Source organism: Simplicispira piscis (genome assembly GCF_054783455.1).
The window spans coordinates 182,234-196,472 of record NZ_BAAGQN010000015.1 but is presented as its reverse complement, the minus strand read 5'-3'; the positions used below and the strand labels follow the sequence as shown (position 1 = coordinate 196,472).

The following is a 14,239-nucleotide window of genomic DNA, read 5'->3' as shown; positions in this document are numbered from 1 at the left end:
AAAAAAAGGGCAATCTACCGCAGTTCTTTGTAAATCAAGCACTTGCAAGCCCCATACAAGGCTTGCCAAAACTTATCCACATGATTGTCCAGTGCGGACAGGGATAACCCCCGCCACGCTCCATCGGCTCAGGCGACGGTCACGCCCTTCCAGAAGGCCACGCGACCGCGCACCATCTCGGCTTCGGGCTTGGGGTCTGCATAGGTCCAGGCGGCTTCGGGATTCATCTCACCATCCACGAGCAGCGAGAAATAGGTCGCCTGCCCTTTCCAGGGACACATGGTCTTGTGGTTGCTGAAGGTGAAGAAGTCGCGCCGGAGCGCGCTCTCGGGAAAGTAGTGGTTACCTTCGACCACGACGGTGTCATCGCTCTCGGCGACGACCACGCCGTTCCAAATAGCTTTCATGGCAGGGACTCCTGTGTGTTTCTGGGTAAAAATGGCTTCTATCGCTTATCAGTTATGCGCTAATAGCTATAAAAATGATAGTAATTTGGGCCTGTGCTTGGGGCCTGCGCAGCCGCCATTGTCGGTGGTGTGGTTCTTTGCAGGGGGTTGTACCTGTCGGAGAATGGCCGCATGACTACCGTAACCCCCGATTATTCCCAAGGCGCTGCCTTTGTGCGCGGCCAGTACGTACCCATTGGCGAAGCTGCCATTCCCATCACCGACTGGGGTTTTCTGCGCTCCGATGCCGCGTATGACGTGGTGACGGTGTGGGATGGCGCCTTCTTTCGGCTCGACGCGCACCTGGAGCGGTTTCAGGCCAGTTGCGCGCGCTTTCGCCTGGATCCGGGCCTCTCGCCCGCGCAGATCACCGCCGTGCTGGAGCAGTGCGTGCGTCTCTCAGGCCTGCGCAGCAGTTATGTGGAGATGATCGTTACGCGCGGCCAGCCGCCGTGGGGCTCACGCGATCCGCGCCAGGCGATCAACCAGTTCTATGCCTTTGCCGTTCCCTATGTGTGGATCGCCAACGCCGAACAGCGCGAGAAGGGGTTGAACCTGGTGGTCAGCAATGTGCAACGCATTCCGGCCGCCAGTGTGGACCCGCGCGCCAAGAATTACCACTGGAACGACCTCACCATGGGGCTGCTGGGCGCGCTCGATGCCGGTGGCGACACGGTGGTGCTGACCGATGGCGCGGGCCATGTGGTCGAAGGGCCGGGCTTCAACCTGTTTTGCCTGAATGCGCAGGGCATGCTGGTGACCCCGGCCGAGGGAGTGCTCGAAGGCGTCACGCGCCGCACCGTGATCGAGATGGCGCAGGCGCTGCAACTCCCGCTGGAAGTGCGGGCGCTGCCCGTGGCCGAACTGCGCGCGGCGCGCGAGGTGTTTGCGACGTCGTCGGGCGGCGGACTGTTGCCCATCACGCAGGTGGATGGCCGGCCCGTGGGCAATGGAACGGTGGGGCCGGTGACGCGGCAGCTGGTGCAGACGTATTGGGACTGGCACCGCGACCCGCGTTACAGCCGTCCCGTGCACTACTCGTAAACACCCTCCTGAGCTGCTCTGTCGCTGCCCCCGGTACTGGCTGCGCTACGCAGGGGGAGCGATGCCCGCGCGGCGGGGCCCTGGACGCTGGTGGCGGGCGTCGTGGGGGTGTTTGGCGTTCAGTCGAACAGCGACTCAAATCCGCCTTCTGGCGCAAAACGCCGCGCCTGGTAGCGCAGCCGCGTGGGGCCGGGCAGGGCGCGTTCGGGTACCGAGTGGAGTGGATCGCCGGGGTAGCAAATGGTGCGCAGGCCGTCTTGCTCAAACGCCTCGGGCAGGATGGTGGGCGGGCGCTGGCCCTGTGCGGCCTGAAGCACGCTGCTTGCGCTGGCGTGGCGCGCCAGGTGGGCCAGGCTCATGATTTGGGGCGGCGCCAGGTCGATGCGGCCGTCGCGGTACTGCTCCAGCGCCGTGCGGGGTGCCACCCAGACGCTCTCGGTGGTTTCCTCGTTGTCATGCAGGGCTGTCTGGCCTGTGGGCGCGAGGGCCACGAAGAACCGCGTGTCAAATCGCCGTGAGCTCACCGTGGGCGACAGGGGGGTGATCCAGCGCGACCATGGCGCCAGCTGGCGGGTCTGCAGGCGCAGTTGCAGGGCCGTCAGCATGTCGGCAAAGGGCATGCCGTCCCGCAGCATGGCGCGGGCGCGCAGGGCATCGAGGGCGCGGCCGGGGGCCGTGGGTTCGGCCAGCAGCAGGCCGCATTCCTCCAGGGCCTCGCGCAGTGCGGCCACGTGCAGGCCCGAGGCCGTGGCGGCGTCGGTGCCGGGCTCGGCCAGGCGGGTGTGCAGTGTGGCCGTGGGCTGGTCGAGCAACCCGCCGCTGCCCAGGGTGCGGTCGGCCTCGTCGAGCTTGCCGCCCGGAAACACGTAAACACCGGCCATGTTGCTGGCCTGCGCATGGCGGCGCAGCAACAGCACTTCCATGCCCGCCGGTGCATCGCGCAGCAGCACCACGGTGGCGGAATCACGGGGCGTTTCAGGGGCGGTGGGGGTGGCGGGCTGCATGGCGGCTTTCAGGGCGGAAGGGGCGTGGGTCAGTCACGAAAGATACTCGTACGTATCATTCTGTCGCTTAAAGTGTGGCGTGTGGTGGCTGACCCTGTCGGGTCGGCGACTGGATTTTCAAGACAACAAAGTGGGTGCATTCCATGGAAATTGATTTCAAAGGCCGCGTGGCCATTGTGACGGGCGCTGGTGGCGGACTGGGCCGTCAGCATGCATTGGCGTTGGCCAAGCGGGGCGCCAAGGTGCTGGTGAACGATCTGGGTGGTGCGGTGGATGGCAGTGGCGGATCGGTTTCGGCGGCGCAGGCGGTGGTGGATGAAATCCGCGCAGCGGGCGGCGAGGCGCTGGCCAACGGTGCGTCGGTCACCGACTTCGAGGCCGTGCAGGCCATGGTGCAGCAGGCCATCGACGCTTGGGGCCGGGTGGATGTGCTGGTGAACAACGCAGGCATCCTGCGCGACAAGTCCTTTTCGAAGATGGACATGGCAGATTTCCGCCTGGTGGTGGACGTGCACCTCATGGGCGCGGCCCACTGCTGCAAGGCCGTGTGGGCGCACATGGTGGCGCAGAACTATGGCCGCATTGTGATGACCACCTCGTCCACGGGCCTGTATGGCAACTTTGGCCAGAGCAACTACGGCGCGGCCAAGCTGGCCCAGGTGGGCCTGATGCAGACGTTGGCCATCGAGGGCGCCAAGTACAACATCCGTGTGAACGCGCTGGCGCCCACGGCGGCCACGCGCATGACGGAGGCCTTGTTTCCACCGCAAATCCTGGACGCGCTCAAACCCGAAGCCGTGGTGCCCGCCATGCTGGTGCTGGCGCACGAAAGCGCGCCGACACGCACGATTCTCTGCGCGGGCGGTGGCTCTTTCGAGGCGGCGCACATCACCCTCACGCAAGGCGTGCACATCGGCCTGGGGGCGGATACCCCCGAGCAACTGGCCGCACGCCTGGCTGGCGTCACGGACCGCACCGACGAACAGGTGCCGCAAAGCGGTGCTGCCCAGGGGACGATTGAGGTGCAAAAGGCCATGGCGGCCGGGGGCTGACACCGCCCCTGCAGGCAGCAGGCGCACCCGACACCTTGGTTTTTGTGGGTGTGCCCGCACTTGTCCCGCACCGGGCGCGGCTGTGCAGGGCATGCTAAGTTCCGGGCCGACGCAAAGAAACGGTACCGACCCATGAGCACATTGCAGGAAAAAATCAGCGCCCACCCACCCGAGCGCCTGGCGGGTATCCGCCGCGGCATCGAGAAGGAGGGCCTGCGCGTGCTGCCCACGTGCGGCCTGGCCCTGACGCCGCATCCGCTGGCGCTGGGCTCGGCCCTCACGCACCCGCACATCACCACCGACTACAGCGAGTCGCAGATCGAGCTGATCACCGCCGCCCACCCGGGGGTGCAGGATTGCCTGAACGAACTGACAGAAATCCACCAGTTCGTGTACCGCGTGCTGCAGGCGCAGAGTGGGGAAATGCTCTGGGTTTCCAGCATGCCTTGCAACCTGCCGACGGACGAGACCATTCCGTTGGCGCGCTACGGCAGCTCCAACATCGGGCGCGCCAAAAGCATCTACCGCATGGGCCTGGGCCACCGCTATGGGCGGCGCATGCAGACCATCTCGGGTATCCACTACAACTGGTCGATGCCCGGCCTGGGAAGCGACGAGTATTTCGCCCTGATCCGCAACTTTCGTCGCCATGCCTTTGTGCTGCTGTATCTGTTCGGGGCTTCCCCCGCGCTGTGTTCCTGCTTTGTGCAAGGGCGAGAGCACAGTTTGCAGCCCCTGGGCGACGACGGGCATTCGCTTTACCTGCCGCATGCCACCTCGCTGCGCATGGGGCGCCTGGGATACCAGAGCGATGCGCAGGCCACCCTGGCGGTGAGCTACAACAGCTTAAAGGGCTACGCTGATTCACTGCATGCCGCGCTCACGCAACCCTATCCGGCCTACGAGACCGTGGGTGTGCGCAACCCCGGCGGCGACTACAACCAGTTGGGCACCAGTCTGCTGCAGATCGAGAACGAGTTCTACGGCACCATCCGCGCCAAACGCACCGTGCGCTCGGGCGAGCGCCCGCTCCATGCGTTGCGCGAGCGCGGGGTGGAATATGTCGAGGTGCGGCTGATGGACCTGGACCCGTTCGTGCCCGTGGGTATCGCCGCTTCCACCATGCGGCTGTTGGATGTGTTTTTGCTGCACTGCCTGCTGCAGGACAGTCCACCCGACACTCCGGCCGAAATTGCGGAACTCAAACACAACCAGCACCTGACCGCAGAGCGCGGGCGCGAGCCAGGCCTGTGCCTGCAGCGCAATGGTCGCAGTGTGCCGCTGGTCGAATGGGGCAGCGAGATCCTGGTGCAGTGCGCTCCGCTGGCGGCGGCCCTGGATGCCACGCATGGCGTCAGCGACTATGGCGACGCCTTGCGGGGTGCCCAGGCGCTGATGGCATCCCCCCAGAACACCCCCTCGGCCCGTGTGCTGGACCGCATGGCCCGGGAGCACGGCCATGGCTTCTCGGCGTTTGCCTGCCAGCAGGCGCGCATGGCACGCGATGTGCTGTTGCAAGAGCCTTGGTCTGCGGAGCAGCAGGCCCGCTACGTGGCCATGGCCAACCATTCGCTGGCCGCGCAGAAAGACATTGAAGCGGCGGACAGCCTGCCGTTTGAGGCCTGGCGCGAGCAGTACATGGCTGTGGAGGAGTTGGGTTAAGGCGCTACTGCGCAAGTCCCTCAGGCGCGCAATGCGCCCCCTGGGGGATTTGTTCAGTATTGCCGTTGTGCTGAAGGCCCGCCGGGCTTGCGCATGCCGTCAGTGCCGCCCTGACAGCGTGGCTGCCACCATCCGTTTGAAGGGCGGAAAGTTCTGCGCCAGGCGCAGGGCGGCATCGCGCAGCAGGCGGGCGGGCGGGTGGTCCGTGGTGTACAGGCGGGCAATCAAAGTCGTTGCCAAGTACAGCGGCAGCGTGGCGCGGCGGTGTGCGCGCTCGTAGCGCGCCAGCAGTTCGGGCGCGGCAATGTCGTGGCCCGCAGCATGCGCGGCGCGCAACTCGCCAGCCAGTGTGGCGATGCCCCGCAGACCAAAGTTAAAGCCGTGCGCCGTCACCGGGTGCATGCCTACAGCCGCATCGCCCACGCAGGCAAAGCGCGGCGCCACCAGGCGGTGCGGGCGCACGCCGACCAGTGGATACAGGTGGCGTGTGCTGGCCAGCTGCATGGCGCCCAGGCGGTTGTCAAAGCGGCGTGTCAACTCTGCGCCGAATGCCGTTTCATCCATCTCCTGCAGGGCTTCCAGCGTGTGGTGCGCCAGCGTGAGCACCACGCAGGAGCGGTGGGCGCCCGTGGCAGGGTCATCGTTCATGGGCAGCAGTGCCAGTGTCTGGCCATAGCCGAACCACTCCCAAGCCACATGCTGGTGCGGTAGCGCATGCGCCATGGTGCACAGCAACATCGAGCGGCCAAAGTCGTGCATGTCGGCGCCAATACCCAGGGCGCGGCGCGTGGCCGAGAAGCGGCTGTCAGCCGCCACCAGCAGGCGTGCGCGAAGCTGCTTGCCACTGGCCAGGGTGACATGCGCCGCGCTGGCGTCGGTATGGGCGCGGGCTACTTTCTCACCTGCCAGCAGGGTGATGTCGTGGTGCTTTTGCTGTGCGGCGTGCAGTTCCTGGAAGGCTGCGCGCCGGATCAGGTGGTTGGACACCAACCAGCCCAGTTCGCTGTGTTGTGAGAGCTGGTGGTCGATCACCATGGCAAAAGGCGAGGGGCCGTTGAGGACCTGTGCATCGCGCAGGGGTGAAAAGGCGCTGGGCGCGTCCGCCACGATGCGGTCCCACAGCCCCAGGTCGCGCAGCATTTGCGCTGACTGCTGCGTCAGTGCGATCTCGCGCCCGTCGTAGGCGGGGTTTTCAATAGCGGCCAGGGGCTGCTGCTCCACCACGCCCACGCGCAGGCCGTGGCCCGAAAGAGAGCGTGCCAGGCACAGGCCCGCAGGGCCGGCGCCGCTGATCAAGATGTCGTAGTCCATGGCGGTTGACACTAACCTGGGGCCCAAAGCCATGCATTGATGGGGGTCAAGACCTGGGTGGCCGGTGGGTGACAATGTAGGCTGACCGTGTCATGGCTGCGATTTTTCAATAAAAAATGCTGTTTTCGCCCGTAAATAAAGCGCGAGCAGCTATCAAATAAGTAGTAAATGTATCTGGGCAGGCGGTTATCCTGGATGGGTATGTGGTTCTCTGATTTTTTGCATTTACACCCCCGCCGGTTTGTATTGGCGCTGCGCATGTCGCGCCCCGGCTTTCTCGTCATTACGGCCGTGGGCTGCCTGATCGGCGTGGCCTCGGCGGCGTCTGCGGGGGGCGGCGTGTCCGGTCCGCGGGCATGGGTCACACTGGTACTGGCGCTGCTGGCACATGCGGCGGCGAATATGCTGAACGACCATGCCGACGCCCTGAATGGTGCCGATGCTGCCAACACGCAAGGCCTTTTCCCGTTCACCGGTGGCTCGCGCCTGGTGCAAAGTGGCGCGATGCAAGCGAGCGCCATGCGTACCTTGGCGCAGGTGCTGCTGGCTTTGGTGGCAGCAGGTGGCTTGTGGCTGGCGCTGTACAGCGGCCCCGCGCTGGTGCTGGTCGGTCTGGCGGGTGTGTTGCTGGGCTGGACGTATTCGATGCCGCCGCTGGCGCTGATGTCGCGCGGCCTGGGCGAGCTGGCTGTGGGTTTGGCCTGGGGGCTGGTGGTGGTGGGGGCTGACTATGTGCAGCGCGGCCATTTCGCTCCGGCGCCCCTGGCGGCGGCGGCCAGCTATGCGCTGTTGATTGCCAACATCCTGGTGGCCAATGGTTTTCCGGATGCAGTGCCCGATGCGCAGGTGGGCAAACGTACACTCATGGTGCGCCTGGGTCCCGAGCGTGCTGCCTGGCTGTATCTTGCGCTGGCTGTAGGGGCGCACGCCCTGCTGGCGGCAGCGGTGCTGGTGCGCGTGCTGCCGCAGTCTGCGCTGTGGGCGCTGGCGGCTCTGCCGCTGTCCATCGCGGCGGCCGTTCTGCTGTTGCGCTGGTCGGGCAACCCCGAGCGGCTGCGCCCGGCCCTGGTGCTGGGTATTGCAGCCGCCGTGGTGCATGGGCTGGCGTTGGCAGTCGGGCTCTGGTGGGCCGGGCGCTGAAATGGCCTGCATGCGGTACAACCGATTTTGAAAGAATAAGAAAATGTCCATCCAGTGGTTCCCCGGTCACATGCACTTGACCAAGAAAGCGATCACCGAGCGCATCAAGGACATTGATGTCGTGATCGAGGTGCTGGATGCCCGTCTGCCCGGCTCCAGCGCCAATCCGCTGCTGGCCGAGCTGACGGGGCACAAGCCCACGCTCAAGGTGTTGAACAAACAGGATGTGGCCGACCCCGCGCGTACCGAAGCCTGGCTGGCCTGGTACAACGCCCGAAGCGGTACGCATGCGCTGGCGCTGGATGCCTCCGAGCCCGCGCCGGCGCGCAAGCTCATCGACGGGTGCCACTTGCTGGCCCCCAACCGCGGCGGCATGGCCAAGCCTATGCGTGTGCTGATCTGTGGGGTGCCCAATGTGGGCAAATCCACCCTGATCAACACGCTCTCCAACAAGCGCCAGGCCAAAACGGGTGACGAGGCTGGCATTACGAAGCTGGAGCAGCGCATCACGCTGGCTGACGACTTCTATCTGTGGGATACACCCGGCATGCTCTGGCCGCGTATCAGCGTGATCGAGAGCGGTTACAACCTGGCGGCCAGTGGTGCGGTGGGGCGCAATGCCTATGACGAAGAACTGGTGGCGCTGGAGCTGTTGCGCCGCCTGCAGACACGCTATGCCGCGCAGCTTGAGGCACGGTACAAGTTGGGCCTGGCGCCCGCTGCTTTGGCCGCCATGCCCGATGACGCCTTGCTCGAAGCCATTGGCCGCAAGCGCGGCGCGGTGATGACCGGCGGGCGGGTGAATGTGCAAAAGTCCGCCGAGATCGTGATGACCGATTTCCGCACGGCCACCTTGGGCCGCATCACGCTGGAGACGCCGGAAGAATTCGAGGCCTGGCAGGCCGCCGGGGTGCTGCGCGACGCCGAGCGCGATGCGAAAAAGCAGGCCCGCGAAGACCGGAAGAAAAAAGGCAGCGGCATTCGGGAGTCCTGAGCCGCGCCGCCTTCGTGCTTTTTAGGCCGCTTTGGTCTTGCCCTTTGGGATCACGGCCGTAACGGGTGGCGTGGGGCGGTCGGAGCCGGACGACTCCTTGGGCAGCGAAGTATCCTTTTTGGGCTTCTTCGCCATCTTGTTGTTGTGCATCTGACCTTTGGCCATGGGTTCTCCTTGTGGGTCTCGGGATGGGACCGCTGGGCCGATGGTAAGCCACAAATGATCGCCCACGCACCAGCCTGGTGACCTTGCTCGCCCAGTGCTCAGGGTTTGCGTCAGAATGACTTTGGATGCCGCCTCCGCGGGTTCACGGTGCAGCCATGCTCTGCCATGGAGCGGCCCAGCCCAAAATGGACCGCAGCGGCCGGTGGGCAGCCGACGATCTCCAAATCCGCCAGCCTTCTGGTTCTGCGCAATAGGCTGCGGCCCCCTCATAAGGAATTCCCTGCATGACACACCACCCTCCGATTTTTGAAGTTCTGCCACGCGACCTGTCGGCCTATCGCCAGGGCAACATCGGCATTGACTATGTGCACCGGTTTGCGTCTGGAAAGCCAGGCCCCCATGTGCTGGTCAATGCGCTGACGCATGGCAATGAGATTTGTGGGATGGTGGCTGCAACGCACCTGCTCGACACGGGCATACGCCCCCTGGTGGGCACGTTGACCATCAGCTTTGCCAATGTGGCGGCCTATGAATCGTTCGACCCGGCCCGTCCGTTCGAGAGCCGCCAGCTGGAGCACAACCTCAACCGCGTCTGGTCCGCCCTGGAGCTCGATGGTCCGCTGGACAGCCCGGAAATGCGCCGCGCGCGTGAACTGCGGCCCGTGGTGTCGGCGGCCGACCATATTCTGGATATTCATTCCACCAGCCAGGACGTGGAGCCCTTCTGGGTCTACCCCGGCTATGCGCGCAACGCTGCTGCCGCCATGGCGTTGGGGCGCCCGCCGGTGCACCTGGTGATGCCCAGCGGGCTGGGTTCGGGCACGCCGCTGATCCAGCACGGGCGCCACGGCCAGGACGATGGGCATGGGGTCGCCCTGGTGGTGGAGTGCGGCCAGCATTTTCGCCAGAGTGCGGCCGATGTGGCCACGGTGGCGGCGCTGGATTTTCTGGCGCATTTCGGTCTGATCGAGCGCACGGGGCAACAAGCCGAACCTTTGGTGCAACGGCGGTTCGAGCTGCTGGAGACTTGCATGGTGCGCACGGCGAACTTCCGTTTTGTGCGGCCCCTGGTGGGCTTTGAGGTGTTTGCCCAAGGTGACCTCATTGCCACCGACGGCCCGCATGACGTCCGCGCGCCCTGCGATGGCTGCACCATCTTCATGCCGACCCGGGAGCCTATCGTGGGGCGTGAGGCGGTGTACCTTACGCGGCCGTTGGTCTGAGCAGGGGCAGAGCCCAGGGCTGCTGCTCCAGCAGCCGATGCCAGTCGCCGATGTCGGCGGTGGCAGTGCCGGGCTGCAGGAGCCCGCTGTCCAGTTCCAGCCATTCGCCGGTAACGGGGTGGGGCAGCGCCAGTTGCCAGGCGTGCAGCCACAGGCGCTGCTGGCCCAGACGGGTGGCCCACCAGCGGTTCAGCGGGCCTTTGCCGTGCGTGGCGTCGCCGATGATGGGGTGGGCCAGGTGCTTGAGGTGGCGGCGAATCTGGTGGCGCCGCCCAGTCAGTGGCACCGCTTGCACCAGTGAGGCGCGTGTGTGTGCAAAGCGCGGGTCGCTGGACTCGGGCAGCTCCAGGTGCGTCAGGCTGCGCAAGTGCGTCTGGGCAGGCTGGGCGGGAGCATCTGGGGGGGCATCGTCGGGTCGCAGGGCATGGTCTACCTCGGCGCTCCCTGGGAACCAGCCGCGCACCATGGCCAGGTAGCGCTTGCGCACGGCATGGTGTTCAAAGGCCTGCGACAGCGCGCGCGCAGCAGCAGGGTGCAGACCCATCACCAGCACGCCGCAGGTGCCCTTGTCGAGCCGGTGCACGGGGTAGACATGCTGGCCCAACTGGTCGCGCAGCGCCTGCATAACAAAACGGGTCTCCCCGGCATCCAGCCCGGTGCGGTGCACCAGCCAGCCGGCAGGCTTGTACACGGCCACCATGGCGTCATCGCGCCAAAGAATGTGGAGCGGGGGCATCAATGCGCCTGCGCAGCCTCTTTGGCGCGCATCTTGGCCGCGATGTATTCACCATGGGTGACATGCAATAGCCCGGCCACCTTGCTGATGGTGTGCTGTTCGTGCGCGTCCAGGTGGTCGTCGGCATAGGCTACCTGCCACAGGGCCTCGACCAGGTCGATTTTCTGTGCTTGCGTGCAGTGGTCGTTGAGCATGCTGGTAAAGCGCTGGTAGTCATAGGCTGTCTCGGCCGTGGTGGTGGCCTGCTCCACCAGCCGGGCCAGCGTGTCTGGTGCCAGGGCAAAGGTGCGCTGCAGCGCGCGCAGCAGGGCTTGCTGCTCCACGGCGCTGGTCGTGGCGTCGGCGCGGGCCACTTCCACCAGCAGCACCGCGGCCGCCAGTTGCACGGCCTGTGCAGGGTCGGCATGGTCGGGAGCGGGCAATGCGAAGTGGTCGAAAAGGTCTTTCAGGGCTTGGATCATGGTGGTGTGTGGTTCATGGGGGAAGGCGTGCCCGTGTGCAATGGGTCCCGGCGCGCGACAATCCTGCACCATGAAGACCATTCTCCCCCTGCAATTGCTGGTCAAGCCCAGCAAGATAGACCCCCAGCCCCTGGTTTTGTTCCACGGGCGCAGTTGCCCCGACGGCTTTGCGGCCGCTCTGGCCGCCTGGCGCTACTACGGCGGCCAAGTTGAGCTGGTGGGCCTGGACCACGGCGATACGAAGTCGGTGGACGACTTGCCGCCGCTGGCGGGCCGGGCTGTTTACATCCTGGACTTTTCTTTTTCGGAAAACATTTTGCGCGCCATTGAGGAGCGCGCAGAGCGTTTGGTTCTGCTGGACCACCACAAGAGCGCCGCAGAAAAACTCACAGGCTTTGCCTGCCGCTGCGGTGTGGTGCATTTCGATATGGACAAATCGGGCGCCCGCCTGGCATGGGAGTTCTTCCATCCCGAGGAATTTTTACCGGATCTCGTGCGCTACGTCGAGGACCGCGACCTGTGGAACTGGCAGTACCCGGAAAGCGCAGCCTTTCTTGCCGCGCTGGACATGGAACCGTTCGATTTTGTGCGTTGGCAGGAGATCGCCTTCTTCGATTCGGTACAGACGGCCGCATTCATGGCGCGTGGCCAGGCCATGGACGAGAAATTCCACAAGCTTGCCGCCGACATGGCCGAGGGCGCCTTGCCTGTCACCTTCAATGGACAGCAAGGTTTGATGCTCAACGCCCCTGGTGTGTTCCACAGCCTGCTGGGTGAAATGCTCTCCAAGCGCAGCGGTACCTTTGCGCTGCTGTGGTCGGCGGGCAAGGGGGGCGTGGTCAAGGTGGGGCTGCGCTCGCAGCGCGGTTTCGATTGCATTCCCTTGGCCGAAAGCATGGGCGGTGGCGGCCATGCGCAGGCCTGTGGTTTTCGCATGGGAATCGAGCGCCTGCCTGCTCTGCTCAGTGGATCGCTGGATGCCACGGCCCCCGCGGCTGGATGTTTCTGAAATATATTAGGTTAAAATGCTTCGAAACGCTTATCAATAAAGCGCAAGCAGCTATCGTTAATATAGCTTTTCCACAAAAAATATCGCCATGTACCAACGCCCAGCGGAGGGTAGTGCAGGCACATCCCCGCCATGGAGCCAGCCCTCCTGGCAGATTCTGCGGCCTGGGGCTCCCGGCCCCCTTTTTTTGAAAGCCTCTCTGCTGTGTTCAAGGGCATTGTTGCGTCCGTTCTCGCCTCCTTCCTGTTTGGCGGCATTTACTACCTGTCTCCGTTTCTCGCACCGCTCGATGGCGAGGCCATTTTTGGCTGGCGCGTGCTGTGTACGCTGCCCTTTACCACCGCGCTGCTGTTCTGGCGTGGCGAGGCTGCGCAGGTGCGGGAGCTGTGGCAGCGCGTGCGTGCCAAACCGACGTTGGCGCTGGCCTTGCTGACCAGCAGTGCCCTGGTGGGTGTGCAGTTGTGGCTGTTCATGTGGGCGCCGCTGCATGGGCGCGCGCTGCCTGTGTCGCTGGGCTATTTTTTGCTGCCACTGGTGATGGTGCTGGTGGGCCGTGTGATCTACCGCGAGCAACTTTCGCCTGCGCACCGCTGGGCGACCGGGCTGGCGGCGGTGGGGGTGGGGTTTGAGCTGCTGCGCGCCGGGGGCGTGTCGTGGGAGACCTGGCTGGTGGCCTTGGGCTACCCTGTGTACTTTGCTCTGCGCCGCCGTTTGCGCACCGAACAACTGGCAGGCCACTGGCTTGATCTGGCGGTGATGCTGCCCGTGGCCGCCTGGTTTGTGATGCGTGAGCCGTCCACTCTGCCAGTCGTGGCGGCACACGCCAAGTTGTGGATCCTGGTGCCCTTGCTGGGCGTGGTCAGTGCGGTGGCGCTGGCGCTGTACATGGCCGCCAGCCGCCTTCTGCCCATGGGGTTGTTTGGTTTGCTTACCTATGTCGAGCCGGTGCTGCTGGTGCTGGTGGCCCTGCTGCTGGGCGAGACCGTGGCCGAAGGGCAGTGGCCCGTGTACGGCCTGGTATTTGCCGCCGTGGCTGTGCTGGTGGCCGACGGCGCCGCGCAGGTGCTGCGCGAGAGGCGCTCGCTGCCACCGGGCGCATGAGGCGCGCGCTTTTCGGCCCGGCCTTGACTGCCCTCAATAAAGCGGCGCAAACGCGAAGGCTCTAGCCCGGTGTCTGGGTACACTCGCGCCGCACCGCACCCCATCTGCGGCGCAGAAGGTTGAACAATGCACACACTGACCGAGATACGCGGCGCCCGCCGAACAGGGTATTGGTTATGGGCCCTGGCCACCCTGCTGGCGCTGCTGCTCGGCACAGGAGGGGCGCAGGCGGAAGAGGCGGCGGGCCAGTGGGGTCTGCGTTTGCTCAAGACCTACGATCTGCCCCCTGAGGCCGTGGCCCGGTTTCTGCAGTACCAGGAGAAAAATGCCCAAGCCGGGCCCGCTGCTGCGCAACCGGGCGAACCACTGGCAGGTGCTCAAGCCTGGCAGGGCCCGGATATCGACCTGACCACGGATGGCAGCCCCTACACCTTGGTCATCAAAGCCACCGGCGTGGCGCTGGCCGATGGAGACGCAGGCACCCGTCTGCAATTGGGCTGGGTTCTCGACGGTAGCTTGCACAAGGTGTTGTTGCCTGAAATGGCACAGAAAAATGCACGCGGGGGCCAAACGGTTGAACTGGTCGGTGCGTCGCTGCCCGTGACCCTGAAAGCCGACCGCAAGGCCGCCCCGGTGATCGAGTTCAATACGGCCCACAACCTGCGCCTGCAGGACATGCGGATCGAGGTGTGGTCGGGTATGCGCCCCTCCTCGCCGATCGAGCTGCTGATGGGCTGGGTGCCCATCTTGCTCGGGGTGGCGGCACTGGCCTTTGTGTGGTGGGCGCGGCGTAATTAGAGCGGCAAACAACCTTTCTTGTTGTCGTTGTCCCGCCTTGTTGCGCTGTCTGTGCTGCCTGCGACGGGATGCCTGGACAGGGCCGCTTCGTTG

Annotated in this window: 15 protein-coding genes; 9 read left to right on the top strand and 6 right to left on the bottom strand. The window is 65.1% G+C overall.

Annotated features, from left to right (window positions below; translation table 11 throughout):
* Window positions 1-128: 128 nt before the first annotated feature.
* Window positions 129-407 (bottom strand): DUF427 domain-containing protein, encoded by a 279-nt coding sequence (locus tag ACYVOC_RS10600; protein ID WP_116004358.1) that lies wholly within the window; start codon window positions 405-407, stop codon window positions 129-131.
* Window positions 408-578: 171 nt separating this feature from the next.
* On the opposite strand from ACYVOC_RS10600, the gene ACYVOC_RS10595 reads away from it, so the two are divergent.
* Window positions 579-1,490 (top strand): aminotransferase class IV, encoded by a 912-nt coding sequence (locus tag ACYVOC_RS10595; protein ID WP_461161786.1) that lies wholly within the window; start codon window positions 579-581, stop codon window positions 1,488-1,490.
* Between the two features lie 119 nt (window positions 1,491-1,609).
* Here the strand turns inward: ACYVOC_RS10595 and ACYVOC_RS10590 are convergent, their stop codons facing one another.
* Window positions 1,610-2,494, bottom strand: coding sequence for an NUDIX hydrolase (locus ACYVOC_RS10590; RefSeq protein ID WP_461161785.1), 885 nt, complete (start codon window positions 2,492-2,494; stop codon window positions 1,610-1,612).
* A gap of 143 nt (window positions 2,495-2,637) precedes the next feature.
* On the opposite strand from ACYVOC_RS10590, the gene ACYVOC_RS10585 reads away from it, so the two are divergent.
* Window positions 2,638-3,546, top strand: coding sequence for an SDR family NAD(P)-dependent oxidoreductase (locus ACYVOC_RS10585; protein ID WP_116004356.1), 909 nt, complete (start codon window positions 2,638-2,640; stop codon window positions 3,544-3,546).
* Between the two features lie 132 nt (window positions 3,547-3,678).
* Window positions 3,679-5,208, top strand: a complete 1,530-nt coding sequence (gene gshA / locus ACYVOC_RS10580; protein ID WP_116004355.1) for a glutamate--cysteine ligase — start codon at window positions 3,679-3,681, stop codon at window positions 5,206-5,208.
* A gap of 99 nt (window positions 5,209-5,307) precedes the next feature.
* On the opposite strand, the gene ubiM is transcribed toward gshA, so the two are convergent.
* Window positions 5,308-6,519, bottom strand: a complete 1,212-nt coding sequence (ubiM, locus tag ACYVOC_RS10575; RefSeq protein WP_461161784.1) for a 5-demethoxyubiquinol-8 5-hydroxylase UbiM — start codon at window positions 6,517-6,519, stop codon at window positions 5,308-5,310.
* Window positions 6,520-6,777: 258 nt separating this feature from the next.
* On the opposite strand from ubiM, the gene ACYVOC_RS10570 reads away from it, so the two are divergent.
* Window positions 6,778-7,659: a UbiA family prenyltransferase gene (locus ACYVOC_RS10570; RefSeq protein ID WP_461161783.1), complete on the top strand. Its 882-nt coding sequence runs from the start codon at window positions 6,778-6,780 to the stop codon at window positions 7,657-7,659.
* Window positions 7,660-7,702: 43 nt separating this feature from the next.
* Window positions 7,703-8,653, top strand: coding sequence for a ribosome biogenesis GTPase YlqF (ylqF, locus tag ACYVOC_RS10565; protein WP_116004353.1), 951 nt, complete (start codon window positions 7,703-7,705; stop codon window positions 8,651-8,653).
* Between the two features lie 21 nt (window positions 8,654-8,674).
* Here the strand turns inward: ylqF and ACYVOC_RS10560 are convergent, their stop codons facing one another.
* Window positions 8,675-8,818, bottom strand: coding sequence for a hypothetical protein (locus ACYVOC_RS10560; protein WP_165829126.1), 144 nt, complete (start codon window positions 8,816-8,818; stop codon window positions 8,675-8,677).
* A 284-nt stretch (window positions 8,819-9,102) separates the two neighbouring features.
* On the opposite strand from ACYVOC_RS10560, the gene ACYVOC_RS10555 reads away from it, so the two are divergent.
* Window positions 9,103-10,041 (top strand): M14 family metallopeptidase, encoded by a 939-nt coding sequence (locus tag ACYVOC_RS10555; RefSeq protein WP_116004352.1) that lies wholly within the window; start codon window positions 9,103-9,105, stop codon window positions 10,039-10,041.
* Here ACYVOC_RS10555 and ACYVOC_RS10550 read toward each other — a convergent pair.
* Together ACYVOC_RS10550 and ACYVOC_RS10545 are read right to left on the bottom strand one after the other, a co-directional pair.
* On the bottom strand, window positions 10,022-10,777 hold the full coding sequence (locus ACYVOC_RS10550) for a pseudouridine synthase (protein ID WP_461161782.1): 756 nt from the start codon (window positions 10,775-10,777) through the stop codon (window positions 10,022-10,024). The genes ACYVOC_RS10555 and ACYVOC_RS10550 overlap by 20 nt on opposite strands.
* Entirely contained in the window at window positions 10,777-11,238 is a 462-nt protein-coding gene (locus ACYVOC_RS10545; protein WP_116004350.1) for a tellurite resistance TerB family protein, read from the bottom strand. Before ACYVOC_RS10545 ends, ACYVOC_RS10550 begins: the two co-directional genes overlap by 1 nt.
* A 70-nt stretch (window positions 11,239-11,308) precedes the next feature.
* Between ACYVOC_RS10545 and ACYVOC_RS10540 the strand changes: the two genes are divergently transcribed.
* The 3 genes from ACYVOC_RS10540 (at window position 11,309) to ACYVOC_RS10530 (ending at window position 14,146) form a co-directional block, all read left to right on the top strand.
* On the top strand, window positions 11,309-12,247 hold the full coding sequence (locus tag ACYVOC_RS10540) for a DHH family phosphoesterase (RefSeq protein WP_461161781.1): 939 nt from the start codon (window positions 11,309-11,311) through the stop codon (window positions 12,245-12,247).
* 204 nt (window positions 12,248-12,451) lie between these two features.
* On the top strand, window positions 12,452-13,348 hold the full coding sequence (gene rarD, locus ACYVOC_RS10535) for an EamA family transporter RarD (RefSeq protein WP_461161959.1): 897 nt from the start codon (window positions 12,452-12,454) through the stop codon (window positions 13,346-13,348).
* A gap of 126 nt (window positions 13,349-13,474) precedes the next feature.
* On the top strand, window positions 13,475-14,146 hold the full coding sequence (locus ACYVOC_RS10530; protein ID WP_461161780.1) for a hypothetical protein: 672 nt from the start codon (window positions 13,475-13,477) through the stop codon (window positions 14,144-14,146).
* Window positions 14,147-14,239 lie beyond the last annotated feature (93 nt).

Bases quoted from the DNA above. Each gene is read 5' to 3' on its own strand.
- ACYVOC_RS10600 (WP_116004358.1), bottom strand. From the start codon at position 407: ATGAAAGCTATTTGGAACGGCGTGGTCGTCGCCGAGAGCGATGACACC.
- ACYVOC_RS10595 (WP_461161786.1), top strand. From the start codon at position 579: ATGACTACCGTAACCCCCGATTATTCCCAAGGCGCTGCCTTTGTGCGC.
- ACYVOC_RS10590 (WP_461161785.1), bottom strand. From the start codon at position 2,494: ATGCAGCCCGCCACCCCCACCGCCCCTGAAACGCCCCGTGATTCCGCC.
- ACYVOC_RS10585 (WP_116004356.1), top strand. From the start codon at position 2,638: ATGGAAATTGATTTCAAAGGCCGCGTGGCCATTGTGACGGGCGCTGGT.
- gshA (WP_116004355.1), top strand. From the start codon at position 3,679: ATGAGCACATTGCAGGAAAAAATCAGCGCCCACCCACCCGAGCGCCTG.
- ubiM (WP_461161784.1), bottom strand. From the start codon at position 6,519: ATGGACTACGACATCTTGATCAGCGGCGCCGGCCCTGCGGGCCTGTGC.
- ACYVOC_RS10570 (WP_461161783.1), top strand. From the start codon at position 6,778: ATGTCGCGCCCCGGCTTTCTCGTCATTACGGCCGTGGGCTGCCTGATC.
- ylqF (WP_116004353.1), top strand. From the start codon at position 7,703: ATGTCCATCCAGTGGTTCCCCGGTCACATGCACTTGACCAAGAAAGCG.
- ACYVOC_RS10560 (WP_165829126.1), bottom strand. From the start codon at position 8,818: ATGGCCAAAGGTCAGATGCACAACAACAAGATGGCGAAGAAGCCCAAA.
- ACYVOC_RS10555 (WP_116004352.1), top strand. From the start codon at position 9,103: ATGACACACCACCCTCCGATTTTTGAAGTTCTGCCACGCGACCTGTCG.
- ACYVOC_RS10550 (WP_461161782.1), bottom strand. From the start codon at position 10,777: ATGCCCCCGCTCCACATTCTTTGGCGCGATGACGCCATGGTGGCCGTG.
- ACYVOC_RS10545 (WP_116004350.1), bottom strand. From the start codon at position 11,238: ATGATCCAAGCCCTGAAAGACCTTTTCGACCACTTCGCATTGCCCGCT.
- ACYVOC_RS10540 (WP_461161781.1), top strand. From the start codon at position 11,309: ATGAAGACCATTCTCCCCCTGCAATTGCTGGTCAAGCCCAGCAAGATA.
- ACYVOC_RS10530 (WP_461161780.1), top strand. From the start codon at position 13,475: ATGCACACACTGACCGAGATACGCGGCGCCCGCCGAACAGGGTATTGG.